The following is a 19,708-nucleotide window of genomic DNA, read 5'->3' on the forward strand; positions in this document are numbered from 1 at the left end:
AGAATTGACCTATTCTGAAAGCACGACGTTCTGACCTTGCCGCGCAACTTGCCGCTAAACGCTACATAAGCGGACAGCGCGTCAAAGTGGTCGATGCGAGTAATTTGCCAGCGTAAATGCTGGGTCAAACCTGGAGGGCAGTATGCAAACGACTCGTCACTTTCACATGGAATTGCGCCACGCCACGATGCCGACCTACGTGGCAAGCTACATTTTCCCGCTGCTCTTGCTGATGTACGAAGTGTGGCGTGTGGGATCGTGGGTCACGATTCATGGTTTCAACTTCATGGACTTCAGTTCGATGGGCTATGAATTCGCGCTGATGCTCGCCGTCTTCGCGATTCAGGTAATTGTCGAAGTTGCGTTTCTCGCCGCCGCGTGGCTGACGAAACATCATGATTTCGAGCATCGCGTGGGGAATCTGTTGCTCGGCGTGTTCTGCTCGGTGGTCGTGCTCGGCTTCGACCTTGCACTGCAATACGCGATGTAGAACGCATTTAAGTTTGCCGCAGTGCAGTAAAAAAGCCAGTTGCGAATGCAACTGGCTTTTTGCTTTTCTGCCGGTCTATAAGCTATTTTTCGCTAGCATCCCGGCGCGCCCGGCAAATCCTCGAAGGATTCCGAGCGCTGCTCGCGACACTTCCGGCTTGCATCCTTCAACGCCGTGCGCAGCCCTTCCTCGACGACCGGATGATAGAACGGCAGCCTGAGCGTTTCGTCGACGGTCATCTTCAGTTGCAGCGCCCACGCGAGCAAATGCCCAAGATGTTCGACAGCCGGACCGCAGCCTTCCGCGCCGAGCAGCTTGCCCGTCTTCGCTTCGGCGTACACGTGCAAAAGCCCACGATTCTGCCGCATCACGCGGCTGCGTCCCTGCGTCTCGAACGATGCCGCGCCCGTGACGGTCATCTGGCGGTCGAGGATGTCGTAGGGCGTGCCGATCATCGCCACTTGCGGCTCGCAGAACACCAGTGAAAACGGCACCTTGCGTTCGACGTGCGTGACGTCGGGAAATTTAGCGGCGTTGTCGCCAGCGAGCTTGCCTTCGTCGGATGCGTCGGAAAGCCAGGGACGCGTACCGTCGCAATCGCCCGCGATGAAAATGCTGCTGTCGCCGCACTGCATCGAGGTTTCGTCGAAGCGCGGCACGCCTTTTTCGTTCAACGCGATTCCCGCCGCGTCCAGGCCGAGCGACTTAAGCGCGGGCGCGCGGCCGGTCGCGACCAGCACGGTATCGAACTGCTCGGTGCGTTCGGTGCCGTCGCGGGCGGTGAAGCGCACGGTCGGCACGCCGTTGTCGAGCGACATCGCGTGGATCGGCGCGTCGGGGTCGAAATAAAACTCGTCGGCGAGCGCGGCGGCGAGTTCGTCGCGCACCGGCGTATCCGATAACCCGCCGACGTCGCCGCCTTTGCCGAACATATGAACGCGCACGCCGAGCCGCGCCAGCGCCTGACCGAGTTCGAGCGCAATCGGTCCCGCGCCGAAAACGGCCACGCGCTGCGGCAACGCGCGCAGCTCGAAGAGGGCGTCGCTCGTGATGAGCGCGTCGCCGAACACCTTGAAGTCGTCGGGCACGCTGGGCGACGCGCCCGTCGCAATAACGACGCTCGCGGCTTCGATGCGCGTGGTGTCGTCGATGGAAAGCACATGGCGTCCCGCCGATCCCGCTTCGAACTTCGCGCGCCCGCGCACGATGGTTTCTTTTGGAAACGTCTCCATCTCTTCGAGCACGCCCGCGACGAAATGATCGCGTTCGCGGCGCACGTAATCGAGCACCTGAGCGCCGTTCGCGGCGAGCGCGTCCGTGCCTTCGATTCCGCGCGGCGCGAGTGTTTTCGCGTCGTGCAGCGCGTTGGCCGCCGCGAGCAGCAGCTTCGACGGCATGCAGCCGATACGCGCGCAGGTCGTGCCGAAGTCGCCCGCTTCGATCAGCACCGCGCGCTTGCCCGCCGCGCGCGCCGCGCGATACGCGGCGAGTCCGGCCGTGCCCGCGCCGATCACGGCGACATCCCAGCTTTTTGTTTCCATGGGGTCCTTCAAGGTTATGGGCGCGGCGCTTACGACCACGTCGCGTGCGCGCCGTCGAGGCTGCGATCGAGCTGAAACGCCGCGCTGATGAGCGCGAGATGCGTGAGCGCCTGCGGGAAGTTGCCGAGCGACTGGCCGCTCACCGCGACTTCCTCGGAATAGAGCCCGACATGGTTCGAATACGCGAGCATTTTCTCGAACACGAGCCGCCCTTCGTCGATCCGTCCCGCGCGCGCCAGCGCCTCCGCATACCAGAACGAGCACGCGCTGAAACCGCCTTCCTCGCCCACGAGACCGTCCGCCGTCTCACCGCGCGTGTAGCGGAAAATCAATGGATCGACGCGCAGATCGCGGCCGATCGCGTCGAGTGTCGAAAGCCAGCGCGCGTCCTTCGGGCCGATGAAGCGCACGAGCGGCATCATCAGCAAGGAGGCGTCGAGCGTTGCCGATCCGGCCGTTTGCACGAAGCTCTTGATGTCTTCGTTCCAGAAATTCTCGTAGATATCGCGATGGATCGCGTCGCGCACGTCGAACCATTCGGTGAACGGCGCGGGCAGCGAGCGCTTTTGCGCGAGACGCAGCGCGCGGTCGAGCGTGACCCAGCACATCAGCCGCGAATGCAAGAGCGGCCGCTGGCCATTGCGGAATTCCCAGATGCCGTGATCGGCTTGCCTCCAGTGTTGCGCCACGTAATTGACGGTGCGCAGCGCGTTTTGCCAGCCGTCGTAGGAAATGGCTTCGCCGTACTTGTTGTAGAGATACACGGCGTCCATCAGCGCGCCGTAGACGTCCAGTTGCATCTGGTCGCGCGCGGCATTGCCGATCAACGGCGGCTCTACACCGTTGCCGTGCAGCTCACGGATCTCGGTTTCTTCCGGCGGCGCTTCGCCATCGACCGCGTACATCACGCCGAACGATCCATCCGATCCGCAGCGCTGGTTGCGCTCGGCGATCCAGCGCACGAAATGCCGCGCCTCGCCGGTGTAGCCGAGCCGAAGCAACGCGTAGACGGAGAACGCGGCATCGCGAATCCATGTGTATCGATAATCCCAGCGTCGTCCGCCGTCGGGCGTTTCGGGCAGGCCGAACGTGGGCGCAGCGACGATCGCGCCGTGTTCGCGCGAACTGAGCATCTTGAGCAACAGCGCCGAGCGCATCACCACTTCGCGATAACGCCCGCGATACGTCGATTCCGACGACCACCCGCGCCAGAACGCGATGGTTTCGTCGAGCGCTTCGTTGCACGGAAACGCGTCGCGCAGCGGGTCCGACTCCGCGCCGAACACGAAGCACGCGGATTCGTCCTGAGCCAGATCGACGTGCGCAGTGGCATCGGCGCGATCGATTGAGAGTGGCACGGTCGCGTCCAGCACGAGCGTTTCGCTGTCGCCAGCGGGTCTGAACTGCACGGAACCGGCGGCGGTCTGCGTGGCTTCGTGCGTGCCGCGCGCGTAGTCGAAGCGCGGCGCGCAGCGCATCGCAAGCGTCATCCGGCCATACACCGCGCGCACCACGCGCACGACGCAGTTCGACTGGCGCTCGGGCGTCTCATCGCGCGTGACCGGCATGAAGTCGATCACCTCGCACACCGCGTCGAGCGACTGGAACCGCGTGACCAGAACATTCGTTTCGGGCAGATACATCTGCTTCACGCGCGCGTCGAAAGTCGGCGCGAGGCGAAACTCGCCGCCGCGCTCGGCATGGAGCAGCGCGCCGAAAACGGTGGGCGAATCCACGCGCGGATAACACATGAAGTCGATCGCGCCACCCATCGTGACGAGCGCGGTCGTGCGCATATTGCCGATCACCCCGTGCGCTTCGATCGGCGTGCTGCATGACGATTTGGAGCCGGGATCAGCCATTGTCGGCAAATCCCGGATAGAGCGTCATGCCGCCATCCACGAAGAGCGTCGTGCCGACGACGTAGTCGCTCTCGTCCGAGGCGAGCCATACGGCGGCGCGCCCGATATCGTCAGGCTCGCCGATCCGGCCATACGGCACGAGCTTAAGCAGTTTATCGAGCGCCTCTTTCGAATCCCAGGCGTCGCGGTTGATGGGCGTGCGGATCGCGCCGGGCGCGATGGCGTTCACGCGAATTCGCTGCGGCGCGACCTCCTGCGCGAGCGATTTCATCATCATCTGAATGCCGCCCTTCGACGCCGCGTAGTTGACGTGCCCGGCCCACGGGATCACTTCGTGAACCGAACTCATGCAGATGATTTTCCCGAGCGCCTTCGATACTTCCGGCCGCGGCCCGCGTCGCAGGAATTCGCGCACGCCGCGCTGCGCCGTCAGGAATTGTCCCGCGAGATTGACGTTCATCACGCCGTTCCACTCGTCGAGCGTCATATCGACGAACGACGCGTCCTTCTGCAGCCCGGAATTCGCGACGACGATATCGACTGTGCCAAAACGCGCGCGAATCGCATCGAACATCGCGTCGATCTGCGTTTCGTCGGAGACGTCGGCCTGAACCGCCAACGCTTCGCCGCCGGCTTTTTCGATGGCATCGGCCAGTTGTTCGGCCGGTTCGCCATGCGAGTGGTAATTGATGACGACGCGCGCGCCCGCGTCCGCGAGCGCCTGCGCGACGCCGTAGCCGATGCCTGAACTGGCGCCGGTGATCAACGCCGTCTGATTTTCCAGTGTCTTTTTCATGGCGAGCCGGTTGTGCCGCGAGGCGGCGAGGGTTTTGAGAATGCGTTTCGAGCCTTGGGAGAAGGGAGCAAGGCGCGGGCCAGCGCCTTGTGATCGTTGGTGCTCCGGGACAGGCGCTGCGGCTTATCGCGGCGCTTCGCTCAGGCGCACGGCGGGGAAGCGGTCGGTCGGATGCGCGATTTCTTCCTGCGATCCGACGATTTCCAGTTCATAGCGGCCGGCTTCGTACGTGTTCTTCACCACCGCGTTCACCGCCGCGAGCGTGTGTTCGAGCGCCGCGCGCAGGTTGTCGCCGAGCAGCGTCCGCGCGACGAACACGCCGCTCGTGAGATCGCCGACCCCGACCGGCTGCCGCGCGAACGGGTAGAGCGGGCGCTGGGCAAACCACGCTTCGGTGGCGCTCACGGCGAGCATGTTGAACGTATCGGCGCGGCTGTTGCGGTCGATGAGATGCTTCACCAGCATGATGCGCGGTCCGCGCGCGATCACTTCGCGGCACGCGGTCACGGCTTCCTCGACCGTTTCGATTCCGCGTCCGACGAGCTTTTGCAGTTCGCCGTGGTTCGGCATCATGGCGTCGGATATTTCGGGCATGGTGTTCACCAGAAACGCTTGAATGCCCGGTTCGACGTTGCAGCCGCCGGTCGAACCCATCACCGGGTCGCAAAAATAGCGCGCATGCGGGTTGACGGCCTTCACCATCTTTACGATTTCGATCACGCTCAGCGCCTGCTCGGGCGCGCCCAGGTAGCCGGAGAGCACGGCGTCGCAGCGCGACAGCACGCCGATCGCCCCGATGCCTTCGATCACCCGCTGGAGTTCGTCGGGATCGACGACACTGCCGGTCCAATGTCCGTATTGCGTGTGATTGGAGAATTGCACCGTATTGAGCGGCCAGACGTTCACGCCGAGACGGCGCATCGGGAACACGGCCGCGCTGTTGCCGGCGTGCCCGAAGACCACATGTGACTGAATGCTGAGGACGTTGTTGATCATTGTTATTCCAGGTCCGGACGTTTTGCCCGCCCGTGAGCCGCTTGAAAGCGCGTGCTGTTCGGGGCGTCGGTTATCGGGTATCGGTTATCGGTTATCGGTTATCGGGAGTCGCGTGAGCATTTCTGACGCCAGCGGGAAGGGCCGGCAGCCTGCTATTGTGCCGCGCGCGGCTCAACGCGGCGCGCGCGCGGCGTTATAAATTATCAACGTGTGGCCGATGCAGCGACTTGCGCCAAAGCATCGACATTGTTTTTTATAGGACGAATAGCGGACCAATGTGGAAAAAGAGAAAAAATCTGCGCGTTGGATAATCGGCGGTTTAGCGCGGCGCGTGTTCGACGCGAATAAAACGGGACTCGCCAAGTCGACTTAATGGTAATCACCGATATTAAAACCTGATTCCGTTGAATATCGCGTACGCACGTAAATGCGGCTTCCGCTCTGCTTCGTGCGGTGGCGAACGGACCGGCTCGGCGCAGTGCTCAACGGGCATGTGCCTTGCTCCCTTATTGACCTTTATGTCAGGGCTCGCGCGCAGGTTATAACCGGCATGCGCGGCCATTCCAATCTCGCCGCATTAAATTCGATAAAAAACATTTGATAACGCGCGATTAAACGTGGATGCAGTCCGATAATGGAAACTGCGCCTCGCAGAAAAGCTGCGCACCGGGAGAGTGCGAAGCGCGGAGGCGCTGAAGCGCAGGAGGAAGCAAGCGCGCAGGAATGGGAACAAGCGGGGAACCAGCGGGGAACAAGCCGGAAGCAAAGCCGGAAGCAAAGCCGGAAGCAAGGCGCGGGCAGCAAGTGCAGGAAGAACGCCTATAACGCAGGATTTTTCAGGAGGCTGCAATGGAGACGGTGCCAATCAATCGCAACGATTTGTCGAAGTCCACGCTCGCAATCGTTCTTGCCGGAGGACGCGGCACGCGCCTCGGCCCACTCACGAACAAGCGCGTCAAACCGGCGGTCCATTTTGGCGGCAAGTACCGCATCGTCGATTTCGCGTTGTCCAACTGTCTCAACTCGGGCATCCGGCGCATTGCCGTGGTGACGCAATACAAGGCGCATTCGCTCTTGCGCCACATGCAGCGTGGCTGGGGTTTCCTGCGCGGCGAGTTTAACGAGTTCATCGATATCTGGCCGGCGCAGCAACGCGTGGACGAAAGCTGGTATCGCGGCACCGCGGACGCCGTGTTCCAGAACCTCGACATCATCCGGTCGATCGCGCCGGAGTACATCATCGTGCTGGCGGGCGACCACGTGTACAAGATGGACTACACGCGCATGGTGCTCGACCACGTCGAAAGCGGGGCGGATTGCACGGTGGGTTGCATCGAGGTGCCGCGCATGGAGGCGGTGGCGTTCGGCGTAATGCACGTCGATGAAAACCGCCGCGTGACCGCCTTCCTGGAAAAGCCCGACGATCCGCCCGCGATGCCCGGCAAGCCCGATGTCGCGCTCGCGAGCATGGGCATCTACGTGTTCAGCGCGAAATATCTGTATCACCTGCTGGCCGAGAACATCGCGATGTCGGACACCGATCACGACTTCGGCAAGGACATCCTGCCGCGCGTCGTATCGAGCGGACGCGCCATCGCGCACCCGTTCGGCATGTCGTGCGTGACCTCCGAAACCGATCCGAGCGCGCCCGCGTACTGGCGCGATGTCGGCACGGTGGACGCGTACTGGTCGGCGAATCTGGACCTCGCCTCGACCATTCCCGCACTCGATCTCTACGACCGCAAATGGCCCATCTGGACCAATCAGGAGCAACTGCCGCCGGGCAAGTTCGTGCGCGATCTGCACGGACAGCAGGGCGCGATCACCAATCTGCTGGTCTGCGGCGGCTGCGTGATTTCGGGGTCGCAGGTGTCGAAGTCGGTGTTTTCGTCGGCGGTGCGCGTGCATTCGTTCTGTAACATCAACGAGGCAGTATTGTTGCCGCAAGTGACGATCGGGCCGAGTTGCAGGCTGAAGCGCGTGGTGATCGACCGGGGTTGCACGGTGCCGGAAGGGCTCGTGATCGGCGAGGATCCTGAATACGACGCCAAGCACTTCTACCGTTCGGAGAATGGCGTCGTGCTCGTCACGCAGGAAGCGCTCAGGAAACTGGAGCAGGGCTCGTAACGTCCTTGAGTTTTCGCGGAACCACAAAAACAGGAACTAGCCGATGACCGTATGCGTGCTGCACGTTGCAGCAGAGATGTATCCGTTGCTCAAGACCGGCGGGCTCGCCGACGTAGTGGGCGCGCTGCCGCCCGCGCAATCGCAGCTCGGCACGAACGCACGGGTGTTGCTGCCCGGCTTCCCTGCCGTGCTCGCGGGTTTGGGCGAGACCGAGCACGTCGCCGATCTTGGCCCGGCGTTCGGTCTCGCGAACGTGCGGCTGGAGCGCGCAGTGCTCGCGCCGCACGACACGGTCGTGTACGTGGTGCGCGCCGACGCGTTTTACGACCGGCCGGGCAATCCTTATTTCGATGCATCGCATCATTCGTATGCCGATAACGACCGCCGCTTCGCGCTGCTCGGCTGGGCGGGCGCGCGGATCGCGACCGGCGCCGATCCGGCGTGGCGGCCGCACGTTCTGCACGCGCACGACTGGCACGCGGGGCTTGCTCCGGCTTATCTGCGATCGTTCGAGCGCGCGAGCGGCGTGCCGCGTGTAGCGTCGGTGATTACCGTGCATAACCTCGCGTATCAGGGCGTGTTTCCGGCATCGGAATTCGGCGCGCTGCAGTTGCCCGGCGATTTTTTCGGGGTCGAGGGCGTCGAGTTTTACGGCCATGTCTCGTTCCTCAAAGCCGGGCTGTACTACGCGGACCGCATCACGACGGTCAGCCCGACCTACGCGCGCGAAATCCAGACGCAGGCACAGGGCGCGGGATTGCATGGCTTGCTGCAGAACCGGACGCACGATATCAGCGGCATCCTGAACGGCGTCGATTACACGGTGTGGAATCCGGCGACCGATCCCGCCATCGACACGCGTTTCACGGCCGCCAAGCCATCGGGCAAGGCCAAGTGCAAGGCGGCGTTGCAGGAGCGCATGGGCCTGGAACGCGACGACAACGCGCTGCTGTTCGGCGTGGTCAGCCGTTTGACGGAGCAGAAGGGACTGGACGTGCTGCTCTCCGCGATTCCGGACATCGTGCAGCGCGGCGGACAACTCGTCGTGCTTGGCACGGGCGACCCCGCGCTCGAAGCGGGCTTGAAGAACGCAGCGCTGGCTCATCCGAAGGCGGTCGCCGTGGAACTCGGTTTCGACGAAACGCTGTCGCATTCGATCATCGCGGGCAGCGACGTGGTGATGGTGCCGTCGCGCTTCGAGCCGTGTGGCCTGACGCAGCTTTACGCGCTGGCGTATGGTGCGCTGCCGCTGGTGCATCGCGTGGGCGGGCTGGCGGATACGGTGGTGGATTCGTCGCTGGAAAACCTCGCGGATGAACTGGCGACGGGTTTTGTCTTCGATGCGTTCGAGCGTACCGCGCTCGTTGCCGCGATTCGGCGCGCGTTCGCGCTGAAGAGCCGGCGGCAGGAGTGGAAGGCGGTTGCGCGGCGCGCTATGACGCAGAATTTTGGCTGGGAGGCTTCGGCGCTCGAGTACGTGGACGTGTATCGCTCGGTTGCTCGCTGAGATGGACGGGTTTGGTTTCGCTGGCGCTGTTTGATTTCGCTGGCGCTGTTTGATTTCGTTTGCGTGCGCTTTCTTGGAACTTGCTTTCGTGTAGGTTTATTCGCGCGCCGCTGTGCGTGGCAGCAGTGACTTTCTTTGGCTAGCTGCAAAGAAAGTAACCAAAGAAAGCTGGGTGGTGGTTGGCGCCGTGGGGCGGTTTGGTGTGGGTGGATTACACCGTCTGATGTTCGGGCGCTTCTTGGGAGCTTGATTTCGTGTCGGTTTATTAGCACGCCGCTATGCGCGGCAGCAGTCACTTTCTTTGCTGCTGCAAAGAAAGTAACCAAAGAAAGCAGCTTGTCCGTCTAAGTGTCCACCACGAACCGTTTCTGGGAGTGGTGCGCAAGCTGATTCGGCCATCGCACCACACCACAGAGTGGAGCCGCTCATCCATCCCCGCAGGCACGAAGTGCCTGCCGGTAAGGCATAACCGAACAACCAAACCAACCGCCGACCGGCGACCGGCGACCGCCGACCGCCGACCGCCGACCGGCGGTTTTTGTTGTGCCGGTCGTGCGAGCTCAGCGAGGACGGAACTGAGAGGTGCTGTGCCAATACCTTGAACTGCGAGTTGACCGAATCAGCCTGCGCGCCTATCCGCGGGGTTATGTGTGGTGGACACTTAGACGGACAAGCTGCTTTCTTTGGTTACTTTCTTTGCAGCAGCAAAGAAAGTGACTGCTGCCGCGCATAGCGGCGTGCTAATAGACCTACACGAAAGCAAGTTTCCAAGGCGCGCAGGCAAGCAACAGCAGACGGCGCCAGCAAACCCACACTCGCGCCAGCAAACCCAAACCGCGGCTCATGTTCTAATACCGGGCTTCGCCGGCCGCGCGTAATCGAGCGCGTCTATCGAAGCCGCGCGCGGCAGCGGCGGTCCCTGACCGCTCACCGTGCATGCAAAGGGGACTTAGAACAGAAAGGTGGAAGGCTGAATGAAACAAAACGCATTGGTAGCAGGAAAACTCGCCGTTATCGCGCTGGCCGTGGCCGCACTCGCGTTGAGCGCTTGCAGCAAGAAGGACGAAGCCTCGCAGACCGGCGCGAGCACCGCGCCCCAAACCGCTGGCGACGAAGTGGTAAAAATTGGTCACGTGGCGCCCTTGACCGGCGGCAGCGGGCATCTCGGCAAGGACAACGAGAACGGCGCGCGCCTCGCCGTGGAAGAGATCAACGCGCAAGGTCTGACGATCGACGGTCGCAAGGTACGCCTCGAACTCGACGCCGAAGATGATGCCGCCGACCCGAAAACCGGCACGCAGATCGCGCAAAAACTGGTGGATGAAAAAGTGGTCGCGGTGATCGGCCATCTGAACTCGGGCGTCTCCATTCCGGCTTCGCGCATCTACAACGACGCGAATATCACGGAAATCTCGCCGTCGTCGACGAACCCCGATTACACGCTGCAGGGCTTCAAGGCGACGTATCGCGTGGTGGCGACCGATGCGCAGCAAGGCCCCGCGCTCGGCAATTACGCGTTGAAATCGATGAACGCGAAGACCGTCGCGGTCGTCGACGACGCCACTGCCTACGGCAAGGGTCTCGCGGATGAGTTCGCGAAATCGATCGAAGCGGCGGGTGGCAAGATCGTCGCGCGCGAAGCGACCAACGACAAAGCCACCGATTTCCGCGCGATCCTCACCAAGATGAAGGCGCAGCAGCCCGACGTCATCATGTTCGGCGGCATGGATTCGACGGTCGGCCCGTTCATCCGCCAGGCCGCCGCGCTCGGTGTGAAGGCGAAAGTGATGAGCGGCGACGGCGCATGCACGAGCAAGGTGGCCGATCTCGCGGGCGACGCGGTGCAGAACCTGGTGTGCTCGGAAGCGAGCCTCGCGGTATCGAAGATGCCGAAGGGCGCGGAGTTCGAAAAGCGCTTCCAAACGCGCTTCAACGGTCCGATTCTCTTCAACGCGCCGTTCGCTTATGACGCGGTTTTCGTCGTGGTCGATGCCATGAAGCACGCCAATTCGACCGATCCGGCAAAGGTGCTCGCCGCGATGCCGTCCACCGACTACAACGGCGTGATCGGCCATATCGCGTTCGACAACAAGGGCGACATGAAGGAAGGCGCGATCACGCTCTACAACTATCAGGACAAGAAGAAAGCCATTCTCGATGTCGTGAAGATGTAGTTCGCCGATTGAATCAGTCGCGTCTTGCGGCCGGATTCCGGAAACGGAGTCCGGCCGTTTTTGCAATGAACTCGCCGATTTCGTCGATGCGGTTCAGATCGAGACACGGCAGGGATGTGTCGAGCGTGCCGGGCTGATCGGTGGCAATCGCGAGGATCGCCGTATCCGTACGATAAAGCGGCTCATTGCCGACGCCCGCGCGCACGACTTCGATGCGCGGCAGCGCCTCGCGCGTGAAGCCTTCCACGAGCGTGAGATCGGCGGGCGCGAGCCTTGCGAGCAGATCCGCGAGCGGCGGTTCCGGCGCGTCGCGCAGTTCTCGCGTGATCGCGTAACGGTATGGAGAAACGATCAGGACTTCGCCCGCGCCCGCGTGGCGAAAGCGGGCGCTGTCTTTGTGCGGCGGTTCAAGTTCGATCGAATGATGGCTGTGTTTAACTACGTTGACGCGCAAACCGCGCGCGCCGAACCACGGCAACAGCGCTTCGATCAACGTGGTTTTGCCCTGGCCCGAACGGCCTGAAATGCCGAACAGCGGCGGCTGCGGTGAAGTCATGCGGTAGTCCGTCAAGTCGGCGCGAAGTACGATAGGAACGATGCTCGAACGACGCAGCAGTGTAGCGGTAAACTGTCGCGCAGGCGCCGCTAAAACTTCAAAGCGCGCTATCGTGATCCGATCTTGCAGCGATGCGCGCCGCGTCCACGCGCGCTTGAAATTCAAGGAACGTCATGGCAGAAGATAACCCGAGCACGACCGTTGCGCCCCAGCAGTTTTCCGTCGACGTGATGCTCGAAAAGTACGCGAAAGGCGACGAAACGCTCGTCGACGACATCCACCGCCGCGTCGCGCGCGGCGTCGCGCTTGCAGAGCCGGAAGCGAAACGCGCGGAGGTGGAAGCCGAGTTCGTCGAGAACTTCCGGCGCGGCGCGCTCGGCGCGGGCCGCATCATGAGCGCGGCGGGCGCGGGTATCGACGCGACGCTCATTAACTGCTTCGTGCAGCCGGTCGGCGACGCGATTCAGGGCGTCGATGAAAACGGCCTGCCGGGCATTTACGTCGCGTTGTTGCAGGCCGCCGAAACCATGCGGCGCGGCGGCGGCGTCGGCTACAACTTTTCCGCGATCCGCCCGAAAGGCGCGCGCGTGCATTCCACGGGATCGGCGGCGTCGGGACCGTGCAGCTATATCGACGTGTTCGACGCGTCGTGCCGCACGGTGGAGAGCGCGGGGTCGCGGCGCGGCGCGCAGATGGGCATTCTCGACTGCACGCATCCGGACCTGCTCGAATTCATTTCGGCCAAGCACACGAAAGGGCGCTGGAACAACTTCAACGTGTCGGTCGCGGTCACCGACGAGTTCATGCAGGCAGTCGCCGACGACGCCGCCTGGGCGCTCGTTCATCGCGCCGAGCCTTCGCCCGCGATGCGCGCATCGGCGGATTTGCGGCAGCGCGACGACGGCAACTGGGTGTATGCCGAGGTCCGCGCGCGCGAGGTGTTCGACATCATCATGCGCTCGACTTACGACGTCGCCGAGCCGGGCGTCGTGTTCGTTTCGCGCATGAACGAGGACAACAATCTGCGCGCGATCGAAACTATTCGCGCGACCAATCCGTGCGGCGAGCAGCCTTTGCCCGCTTACGGATGCTGCAATCTCGGCCCGCTGAATCTCACGCGTTTCGTGCGCGATCCGTTCGGCCAGCGACGGGGATCGCCGCCCGTTTTCGACTGGTCGCTGCTTGCAAAAGCCACGCGCACGCAGGTTCGTTTTCTCGACGATGTGCTTGACGTGACGCTCTGGCCGCTCGACGAACAGCGCGCGGAAGCGCATGCAAAGCGGCGGATTGGCGTGGGTTTCACAGGACTCGGCGACACGCTTGTCATGCTCGGCATTCGCTACGACGCGCTGGAAGGCCGCGAATTCGCGGCGCGCGTGGCGCGCGAAATGCGCGACGAAGCGTATCGCGCGTCGGTCGAACTCGCGCGCGAACGCGGGCCGTTTCCGCTGTTCGACGCCAGGCAATATCTGGCGGAAGGCACGTTCGCGTCGCGCTTGCCCGACGATCTCAAGGCGGCGATTCGCGAAAGCGGCATCCGCAACAGTCACCTGCTTTCCATCGCGCCGACGGGCACGGTGAGCCTCGCGTTTGCGGACAACGCGTCGAACGGCATCGAGCCCGCGTTCTCGTGGACCTATCAGCGGGCGAAGCGCATGCCGGACGGCAGCCGCCAGACGTTCGCCGTGGAGGACCACGCGTACCGGCTTTATCGCGAGATGGGCGGCGACGTGAAGGCGTTGCCCGAATACTTCGTGAGCGCGCTCGACATGTCCGCGCAGGCGCATCTGGAGATGATGGCGGCGGTACAGCCGTTCGTCGATACGTCCATTTCCAAGACCGTCAACGTGCCGGGCGACTATCCGTTCGATGCATTCAAGGATCTGTATTTCGAAGCGTGGCGGCGCGGTCTGAAGGGACTTGCGACGTATCGTCCGAACAAGACGCTCGGCGCCGTGCTGTCGGTCACGCCCGAGGCGCCCGCGAATCGTTCGGACGACGCGAGCGATTCGAACGAGGCGGAACTCGATCCGCTGCGCATTGCCATCGACCATCGGCCGCGCGGGGAGTTGCCCGCGATCATCGAGAAAGTGGAATATCTGACGCAGGCGGGCAAGAAATCGTTGTACGTGGCGGTGTCGTTTATCGAAGTGACCGGGCGGCTCGGCGGTGAAGACGTGACGATCGAGCGGCCTATCGAGTTCTTCATTCCCACGGGGCAACGCGACGAATCGCAGCAGTGGATCACGGCGACCATGCGTTCGCTTTCGCTCGCCGCGCGCGGCGGTTTTGTCGCGCGCAATTTGCAGGATATGCGCAAGGTGTCGTGGGATCGCGGACAAGTGCGCCTTGGCGATGTCGAGCATTTCGACGGGCATCGCTCCCCGCGCTGGCACGACTCCGAGGTCGCGGCGCTGGCGTACGCGATCCAGCAGATTCTCGCGCGTCGCGGCTTTCTCGATACCGAAGGCAGCCAGGTGCCGTCACGCGTGTTATCGCAGCGCCGGGCCGCGCCCGCCGCAACGGCCGCCGTCGCCGAAGACTTTGCTCAACTCGAACCCGAAGCACCGGCCGATGCCAACTCGAACATGCTCTTGCAAATGCACGGCAAGAAGTGTCCGACGTGCGGCGCAAACGCGATGATCCGCAAGGACGGCTGCGACTTCTGCACCGCGTGCGGCGAAATCGGTGCGTGCGGATAGGTTGATTAAGCGGCGTCTTTGCCCGGAGCTTCGGGCTGGTCGCTCTGCACGCTCGGCGCATCAGCGCCCGCGTGCGAGGCGACCGACGGCCCGGCAATGGCCGTCACGAGAAATGCAACCACGAGGATCAGTGCGCCCATTCGGGCACCGCTCCCGCGACTTCCTGCGTACGCGGCGTGCTATGCGAGTAATGCGGAACGAAGGGGCGCCATGCGGGCGTATTCAGCGTCCAGTCTTCCAGCGTCGAATACTCGTCGAGGGGTTTGGTGTCGTCCATGATGGCTCCTTTGTGTCTTTGATTGAGGCTTGAAATCAGCGCACGTTGTTGCCGACCGGCACAGCCGAACCATTCGCGAATTGCACGATTTCGCGATTGCGTTCCTCGGCGACAGCCGCTTCTTGCGCGCGCTTGGCGTGTTGTGCCGCGATCGCTTCGCCGGCCATGCTCTTGTCCGGGTAGGTGTTGCGATTGAGCGCGGGCAGCGTGCCGTTCGAGTAAGCGGCGGCGAGTTCGGCGCGCACTTCGGCGCGCGTTTTCGGGGTTTGCGTCGTGGTGGCGCTGGTCGTTTGCGTTTGATAGGTGCCCGCGCGGCCGATGCCTTGTCCGCCATCGGCGAATGCGGTCGTGGCGACTAATGCGGAGATCGCGGAAAGCGAAAGGCCGGTCAAGAGATGGCGTGTCATGGTGTAGATCCTGTCGATTCGATTGCTTGGGAGCAGCGCCGGGGTACGTTTGCCTCGACGACGCTGCGACAGGACGAAATGTAGTCGACGGTATCGGCGGGATAAATGGCGAATGCGCGAAAAGATTAGTCGTGGGTGGCGAATAATCGGCGGGCGCCTTTGGGGGAAGGGGTTTGAAGGGACGTCCCTGGGCGCCGTTGCGGTATAGCCTTAACGTGGGCAGGGCTTAATGATTTTATTTTCGCGCGCGCACGGGGTACTTTTGTTGTTTTTTGCGGTCGCCTAGGGGTGTTGGCGCTGCCCGCTCTAGGTTTTGCTGGCGCTTATGGTTTTGGTTTTGGGTTTGGTTTTGCTTTTGTTTGCCCGTGCTTCTTGCGAACTTGCTTTCATGTAGGTCTATTAGCACGCCGCTATGCGCGGCAGCAGTCACTTTCTTTGCTGCTGCAAAGAAAGTAACCAAAGAAAGCAGCTTATCCGCCTAAGTGTCCACCTCGAATAACAACAGGGATAGGCGCGCAAGCTGATTAGGTTAGCGTGCGCTTCAGCCGTATTGGCACAGCGCCTGTCAGTTCCGTCCTCGCTGCGCGCGGACGACGGGCATATCCGAAAACCATTGGTTTGGTTTGGTTTCTTCGGCTATGCCGTTCCGGCAGGCACTTCGTGCCTGCCGGGATGGATGAGCGGCTCCACTCTGTAGTGTGGTGAGATGGCCGAATCAGCTTGCGCACCACTCCCGGAAACCATTCGTGGTGGACACTTAGGCGGACTAGCTGCTTTCTTTGGTTACTTTCTTTGCAGCAGCAAAGAAAGTGACTGCTGCCGCGCATAGCGGCGAGCTAATAGACCTACACGAAAGCAAGTTCCCAGAAGGCACAGGCAGACAAAAGCATAGGGCGCCAGCAAACCAAACCCAGCGCAAATCCCCAACGAGCGCGGGAACGGCTAACCCAACCCCAACCCCAACCCCAACCCCAACCCCAAGCGCCAGCGCCCCTCAAACCACGACATCAACCGTCCCGGCAACCTCCGGCGTTCCGTGCTTAACAACAGTCCCCGACCCCGTACACGTCGGCAAACACCGCTCCTCGGCATCCTCTTGCCCCGAAAGCAATGGACACCGCTCGAACAACTCCGCAGCCCAATCCACGAACACACGCACTTTCTGCGACAAATGCCGGTTATGCGGATAAACAGCGGAAATCGGCATCGGCAAGGGCTTCCATTGCGGCAGCACTTCAACCAGCTCGCCCGAACGCAAGTGCGGCAACGCCATGAAGCGCGCAACCTGCACGAGGCCCACACCTTTGACGCCGCAACTCAAATACGCTTCTGCATCGTTCACGGCAATATTGCCGCTCATCTTCACATCGACAGTCTTGCCGTCCACGACAAAATCCATATCCACCACGCGTCCGGTGCGGCTCGAAAAATAATTCACCGCGACGTGCTGCTGAAGATCCTCTAGCGTCTTAGGCTCGCCATGACGCGCGATGTAATCCGGACTCGCGGCAGTCAAACCCTGAAACACGCCGATCCTTCGCGCAACGAGACTCGAATCCTGCAGCGTGCCAACGCGGATCACGCAATCGACGCCTTCCTGAATCAGATCGACCGGCTTGTCGCCGAAACCGATCATCAATTCGATATCGGGATAGCGCGTGTGGAATTCGCAAAGCGCGGGCATCACGATCATCCGGCCAATCGAGCCGGGCATGTCCACGCGCAACTTGCCGCGCGGTCCCTTGCCGCTATGCGCGAACGAACTCTCGGTTTCCTCGATGTCGGCCAAGATGCGCACGCATCGCTCGTAGTACGCCGCGCCGTCGGGCGTGAGATTGAGGCGGCGTGTCGTGCGCTGCAAAAGCCGCACGTTGAGGAACGCCTCGAGGTTCTGAATGATGGTCGTGACCGATGCGCGCGGGAGGTCGAGTGTGTCCGCTGCGCGCGAGAAGCTGTTCGTATCGACAACTCGCGTGAATACCTGCATTGCCTGAAGCCGGTCCATATCTCTCTCACTGTCGAATGCTTCGTTTAGCGCCTTTTAAGCGCGTGACGAAGACAGGAATCGAAAGCATCCGGACGCGATTGTTCAGTGCGACCGAATTGTGTTGCCGGATTATAGGCATTTATCTCAAAGCCTGCGCCGTCCAGAATTCGCTCCATCGCAACTAGGCTGGGATGGCGCGAACGCGCCGCAATGACCATGACAACAGTGCAGGATACGGGGCTGTGTATCGAGGAAGTCCGCATCGCGGGGCACGCGCAACCGATCGTGCTGCGCAGCTACCGGCCGTCGCCGAACGGCGTCCTCGCACCCATCGTGCTGTATTTCCACGGCGGCGGCTTCACGCATGGCGGGCTCGACGACGGCGACCTCGCCGCATCGACCATCGCCCGCGATACGCCCGCGTGGGTCGTTTCGGTCGGCTATTCGCTCGCGCCCCTGTTCCCGTTTCCGGCCGCGCCGGAAGACGCCTACCGCGCGATGCAATGGGCCGTGGCGAACGCGCGCGGCCAGCGTGCCGACCCGAAACGCATCGGCGTGGCCGGGCACGACGCGGGCGGCAATCTCGCGACGTGTGTCGCCGCGATTGCGCGCGATCGCGGCGAAATCGTCGTTTCGGCGCAGGCGTTGCTCGCGCCGCTGCTCGATCCGAGCATGACGCGCATCGCCGATGAAAACAAAGTAACCGGCTCCGATTTTGGCGTGAGTGAATGCGCGCGATGCTATCGCGCGTATCTGCCGAACGCGTCCCAGCGTTTGCACCCTTATGCGGCGCCGCTCGAATCGCGGCGCCTGTGCGGCTTGCCGCCCGCGCTGATCGCGAGCGCCGAGCACGATCTGCTGCATATCGAGGCCGAAAAATACGCGGGCGAACTCATCGCGGCGGGCGTGCCGACCGAGGTCACGCGCCATGGCCGCGCGTCGCACGGCGGACTCGCGACGCATGCCGACGCGCTCGCCGATGTCGTTACTTTTTTCAGAAAACGTCTGCGTGCGTGACGCTCGTTCGTCGTGCATTGAACCGAAATCATAAATAAAACCATCAACGACCTTTTTGGAGTTTTAAACATGTCCTTCACTCGCAAACGCATCTATGCGGCCGTGGGCGCCGCGCTCGTCGTCGCCGGCATCGGCGGATTTTCGGCGCTGCACGGACGCGGCGATTCGCCGGTCAACACAGCCGAAGCGGCGGCTAAAACCGCGCCCGCCACCGAGGTGGACGTCGCGACCGTGGTCGCCGCGACGATCACCGACTGGCAGAGCTACTCGGGCCGCCTCGAAGCGGTGGACAAGGTGGATATTCGTCCGCTCGTGCCGGGCACGATCGTCGCCGTGCATTTCAAGGATGGCGCGCTGGTGAAGAAGGGCGATCCGCTTTTCACGATCGATCCGCGTCCGTATGCGGCGGAAGTGGATCGCGCGGCGGCTCAACTCGCGGCGGCGCAGGCGCGCAACGGCTATACGTCCACCGACGCCGCGCGCGCCGAGCGGCTCCTCTCGGACAACGCGATCGCCAAGCGCGATTACGACGAGAAGCAGAACGCCGCGCGCGAAGCGACGGCGAACCTGAAGGGCGCGCAGGCGGCGCTCGAAACGGCGCGCATCAACCTGGCGTACACGAATATCGTCGCGCCGGTGGCGGGGCGCGTGTCGCGTGCGGAAATGACGGTCGGCAATATCGTCTCGACGGGCGCGAACGCACCGCTGTTGACGACGCTCGTGTCGGTCTCGCCGATCTACGCATCGTTCGACGTGGACGAACAAACCTATCTGCGCTACCTGAGCCACGACGCGAAAGGCACGGTGCCGGTCTCGCTCGGTCTCGCGAACGAGGAAGGTTATTCGCGCGAAGGCGACGTCGCTTCAGTCGATAACCGGCTCGATACCGGTTCGGGCACGATCCGCGTGCGCGCGCGTTTCGACAACGCGGACGGCGTGCTCGTCCCGGGTCTCTATGCGCGCCTCAAGGTGGGCGGCGGCGCGCCGCATCCGGCCGTGATGGTGGACGACGCCGCGATCGGCACGGACCAGGACAAGAAGTACGTGATGGTCGTGGATCGAGATAGCCGCGTTCAGTATCGCGAAGTCACGCTCGGCTCGCAGCACGACGGCCTGCGCGTGATCTCGAAGGGACTGGAGCCGGGCGAACGCATCGTCGTGAATGGTTTGCAGCGCGTGCGTCCGAACGACGTCGTGAAGGCTAACGCGGTGGCGATGGCGAACAACGCCGCAGTCACGCCGAAATCGGCGTCGTGATCCGACGCGGAC

General features: G+C 62.6%; 16 protein-coding genes. 7 read left to right on the forward strand and 9 right to left on the reverse strand.

Going from position 1 to position 19,708, the window contains the following annotated elements; all coding sequences use genetic code 11:
• Positions 1-142 precede the first annotated feature (142 nt).
• On the forward strand, positions 143-490 hold the full coding sequence (locus tag AC3D25_RS25805; RefSeq protein ID WP_488891324.1) for a hypothetical protein: 348 nt from the start codon (positions 143-145) through the stop codon (positions 488-490).
• 92 nt (positions 491-582) lie between these two features.
• Here AC3D25_RS25805 and AC3D25_RS25810 read toward each other — a convergent pair whose 3' ends face one another.
• The 4 genes from AC3D25_RS25810 to pdxY form a co-directional block, all read right to left on the reverse strand.
• Entirely contained in the window at positions 583-2,031 is a 1,449-nt protein-coding gene (locus AC3D25_RS25810) for a dihydrolipoyl dehydrogenase (protein ID WP_488891325.1), read from the reverse strand.
• 29 nt (positions 2,032-2,060) lie between these two features.
• Entirely contained in the window at positions 2,061-3,893 is a 1,833-nt protein-coding gene (locus AC3D25_RS25815; RefSeq protein WP_488891326.1) for a glycoside hydrolase family 15 protein, read from the reverse strand.
• Positions 3,886-4,689 (reverse strand): SDR family oxidoreductase, encoded by an 804-nt coding sequence (locus tag AC3D25_RS25820; protein ID WP_488891327.1) that lies wholly within the window; start codon positions 4,687-4,689, stop codon positions 3,886-3,888. Before AC3D25_RS25820 ends, AC3D25_RS25815 begins: the two co-directional genes overlap by 8 nt.
• Before the next feature lie 123 nt (positions 4,690-4,812).
• On the reverse strand, positions 4,813-5,685 hold the full coding sequence (gene pdxY / locus AC3D25_RS25825; protein WP_488891328.1) for a pyridoxal kinase PdxY: 873 nt from the start codon (positions 5,683-5,685) through the stop codon (positions 4,813-4,815).
• An 849-nt stretch (positions 5,686-6,534) separates the two neighbouring features.
• Here pdxY and glgC point away from each other — a divergent pair.
• The 3 genes from glgC (at position 6,535) to AC3D25_RS25840 (ending at position 11,493) form a co-directional block, all read left to right on the forward strand.
• A complete protein-coding gene (gene glgC / locus AC3D25_RS25830; protein WP_488891329.1) occupies positions 6,535-7,812 on the forward strand; it encodes a glucose-1-phosphate adenylyltransferase in 1,278 nt (425 codons plus the stop codon).
• A 43-nt stretch (positions 7,813-7,855) separates the two neighbouring features.
• Positions 7,856-9,319 carry a glycogen synthase GlgA gene (gene glgA / locus AC3D25_RS25835; protein ID WP_488891330.1) on the forward strand — a complete coding sequence of 488 codons (1,464 nt, stop codon included), beginning with the start codon at positions 7,856-7,858 and terminating at the stop codon, positions 9,317-9,319.
• A 974-nt stretch (positions 9,320-10,293) separates the two neighbouring features.
• The gene (locus AC3D25_RS25840) at positions 10,294-11,493 is read left to right on the forward strand and encodes a branched-chain amino acid ABC transporter substrate-binding protein (protein ID WP_488891331.1); all 1,200 of its coding nucleotides are present in this window, start codon (positions 10,294-10,296) and stop codon (positions 11,491-11,493) included.
• Positions 11,494-11,506: 13 nt separating this feature from the next.
• On the opposite strand, the gene mobB is transcribed toward AC3D25_RS25840, so the two are convergent.
• Positions 11,507-12,049: a molybdopterin-guanine dinucleotide biosynthesis protein B gene (gene mobB, locus AC3D25_RS25845; RefSeq protein WP_488891332.1), complete on the reverse strand. Its 543-nt coding sequence runs from the start codon at positions 12,047-12,049 to the stop codon at positions 11,507-11,509.
• A gap of 173 nt (positions 12,050-12,222) precedes the next feature.
• On the opposite strand from mobB, the gene AC3D25_RS25850 reads away from it, so the two are divergent.
• Positions 12,223-14,751, forward strand: coding sequence for an adenosylcobalamin-dependent ribonucleoside-diphosphate reductase (locus AC3D25_RS25850; RefSeq protein WP_488891333.1), 2,529 nt, complete (start codon positions 12,223-12,225; stop codon positions 14,749-14,751).
• A gap of 5 nt (positions 14,752-14,756) precedes the next feature.
• Here the strand turns inward: AC3D25_RS25850 and AC3D25_RS25855 are convergent, their stop codons facing one another.
• From AC3D25_RS25855 to AC3D25_RS25870, 4 genes are all read right to left on the reverse strand, one after another.
• On the reverse strand, positions 14,757-14,891 hold the full coding sequence (locus AC3D25_RS25855) for a hypothetical protein (RefSeq protein WP_488891334.1): 135 nt from the start codon (positions 14,889-14,891) through the stop codon (positions 14,757-14,759).
• Positions 14,879-15,028 (reverse strand): hypothetical protein, encoded by a 150-nt coding sequence (locus AC3D25_RS25860; protein WP_488891335.1) that lies wholly within the window; start codon positions 15,026-15,028, stop codon positions 14,879-14,881. The genes AC3D25_RS25855 and AC3D25_RS25860 overlap by 13 nt, the downstream gene beginning before the upstream one ends.
• A 35-nt stretch (positions 15,029-15,063) precedes the next feature.
• On the reverse strand, positions 15,064-15,435 hold the full coding sequence (locus AC3D25_RS25865; RefSeq protein WP_488891336.1) for a DUF4148 domain-containing protein: 372 nt from the start codon (positions 15,433-15,435) through the stop codon (positions 15,064-15,066).
• Between the two features lie 994 nt (positions 15,436-16,429).
• The gene (locus tag AC3D25_RS25870) at positions 16,430-17,440 is read right to left on the reverse strand and encodes a LysR family transcriptional regulator (protein ID WP_488891337.1); all 1,011 of its coding nucleotides are present in this window, start codon (positions 17,438-17,440) and stop codon (positions 16,430-16,432) included.
• Positions 17,441-17,632: 192 nt separating this feature from the next.
• Between AC3D25_RS25870 and AC3D25_RS25875 the strand changes: the two genes are divergently transcribed.
• Together AC3D25_RS25875 and AC3D25_RS25880 are read left to right on the forward strand one after the other, a co-directional pair.
• Positions 17,633-18,439, forward strand: coding sequence for an alpha/beta hydrolase (locus AC3D25_RS25875; RefSeq protein ID WP_488891338.1), 807 nt, complete (start codon positions 17,633-17,635; stop codon positions 18,437-18,439).
• 69 nt (positions 18,440-18,508) lie between these two features.
• Positions 18,509-19,696, forward strand: a complete 1,188-nt coding sequence (locus tag AC3D25_RS25880) for an efflux RND transporter periplasmic adaptor subunit (protein WP_488891339.1) — start codon at positions 18,509-18,511, stop codon at positions 19,694-19,696.
• The last annotated feature ends 12 nt before the right edge of the window (positions 19,697-19,708 follow it).

This window comes from Caballeronia sp. SL1002 (assembly GCF_057814995.1).

Excerpts from the sequence above, each read along its gene's own strand:
- AC3D25_RS25870 (WP_488891337.1), bottom strand. The coding sequence starts at position 17,440 with ATGGACCGGCTTCAGGCAATGCAGGTATTCACGCGAGTTGTCGATACG.
- glgA (WP_488891330.1), top strand. The coding sequence starts at position 7,856 with ATGACCGTATGCGTGCTGCACGTTGCAGCAGAGATGTATCCGTTGCTC.
- AC3D25_RS25820 (WP_488891327.1), bottom strand. The coding sequence starts at position 4,689 with ATGAAAAAGACACTGGAAAATCAGACGGCGTTGATCACCGGCGCCAGT.
- AC3D25_RS25860 (WP_488891335.1), bottom strand. The coding sequence starts at position 15,028 with ATGGACGACACCAAACCCCTCGACGAGTATTCGACGCTGGAAGACTGG.
- AC3D25_RS25810 (WP_488891325.1), bottom strand. The coding sequence starts at position 2,031 with ATGGAAACAAAAAGCTGGGATGTCGCCGTGATCGGCGCGGGCACGGCC.
- glgC (WP_488891329.1), top strand. The coding sequence starts at position 6,535 with ATGGAGACGGTGCCAATCAATCGCAACGATTTGTCGAAGTCCACGCTC.
- AC3D25_RS25850 (WP_488891333.1), top strand. The coding sequence starts at position 12,223 with ATGGCAGAAGATAACCCGAGCACGACCGTTGCGCCCCAGCAGTTTTCC.
- AC3D25_RS25875 (WP_488891338.1), top strand. The coding sequence starts at position 17,633 with ATGACCATGACAACAGTGCAGGATACGGGGCTGTGTATCGAGGAAGTC.
- AC3D25_RS25865 (WP_488891336.1), bottom strand. The coding sequence starts at position 15,435 with ATGACACGCCATCTCTTGACCGGCCTTTCGCTTTCCGCGATCTCCGCA.
- pdxY (WP_488891328.1), bottom strand. The coding sequence starts at position 5,685 with ATGATCAACAACGTCCTCAGCATTCAGTCACATGTGGTCTTCGGGCAC.
- mobB (WP_488891332.1), bottom strand. The coding sequence starts at position 12,049 with ATGACTTCACCGCAGCCGCCGCTGTTCGGCATTTCAGGCCGTTCGGGC.
- AC3D25_RS25840 (WP_488891331.1), top strand. The coding sequence starts at position 10,294 with ATGAAACAAAACGCATTGGTAGCAGGAAAACTCGCCGTTATCGCGCTG.
- AC3D25_RS25880 (WP_488891339.1), top strand. The coding sequence starts at position 18,509 with ATGTCCTTCACTCGCAAACGCATCTATGCGGCCGTGGGCGCCGCGCTC.
- AC3D25_RS25805 (WP_488891324.1), top strand. The coding sequence starts at position 143 with ATGCAAACGACTCGTCACTTTCACATGGAATTGCGCCACGCCACGATG.
- AC3D25_RS25855 (WP_488891334.1), bottom strand. The coding sequence starts at position 14,891 with ATGGGCGCACTGATCCTCGTGGTTGCATTTCTCGTGACGGCCATTGCC.
- AC3D25_RS25815 (WP_488891326.1), bottom strand. The coding sequence starts at position 3,893 with ATGGCTGATCCCGGCTCCAAATCGTCATGCAGCACGCCGATCGAAGCG.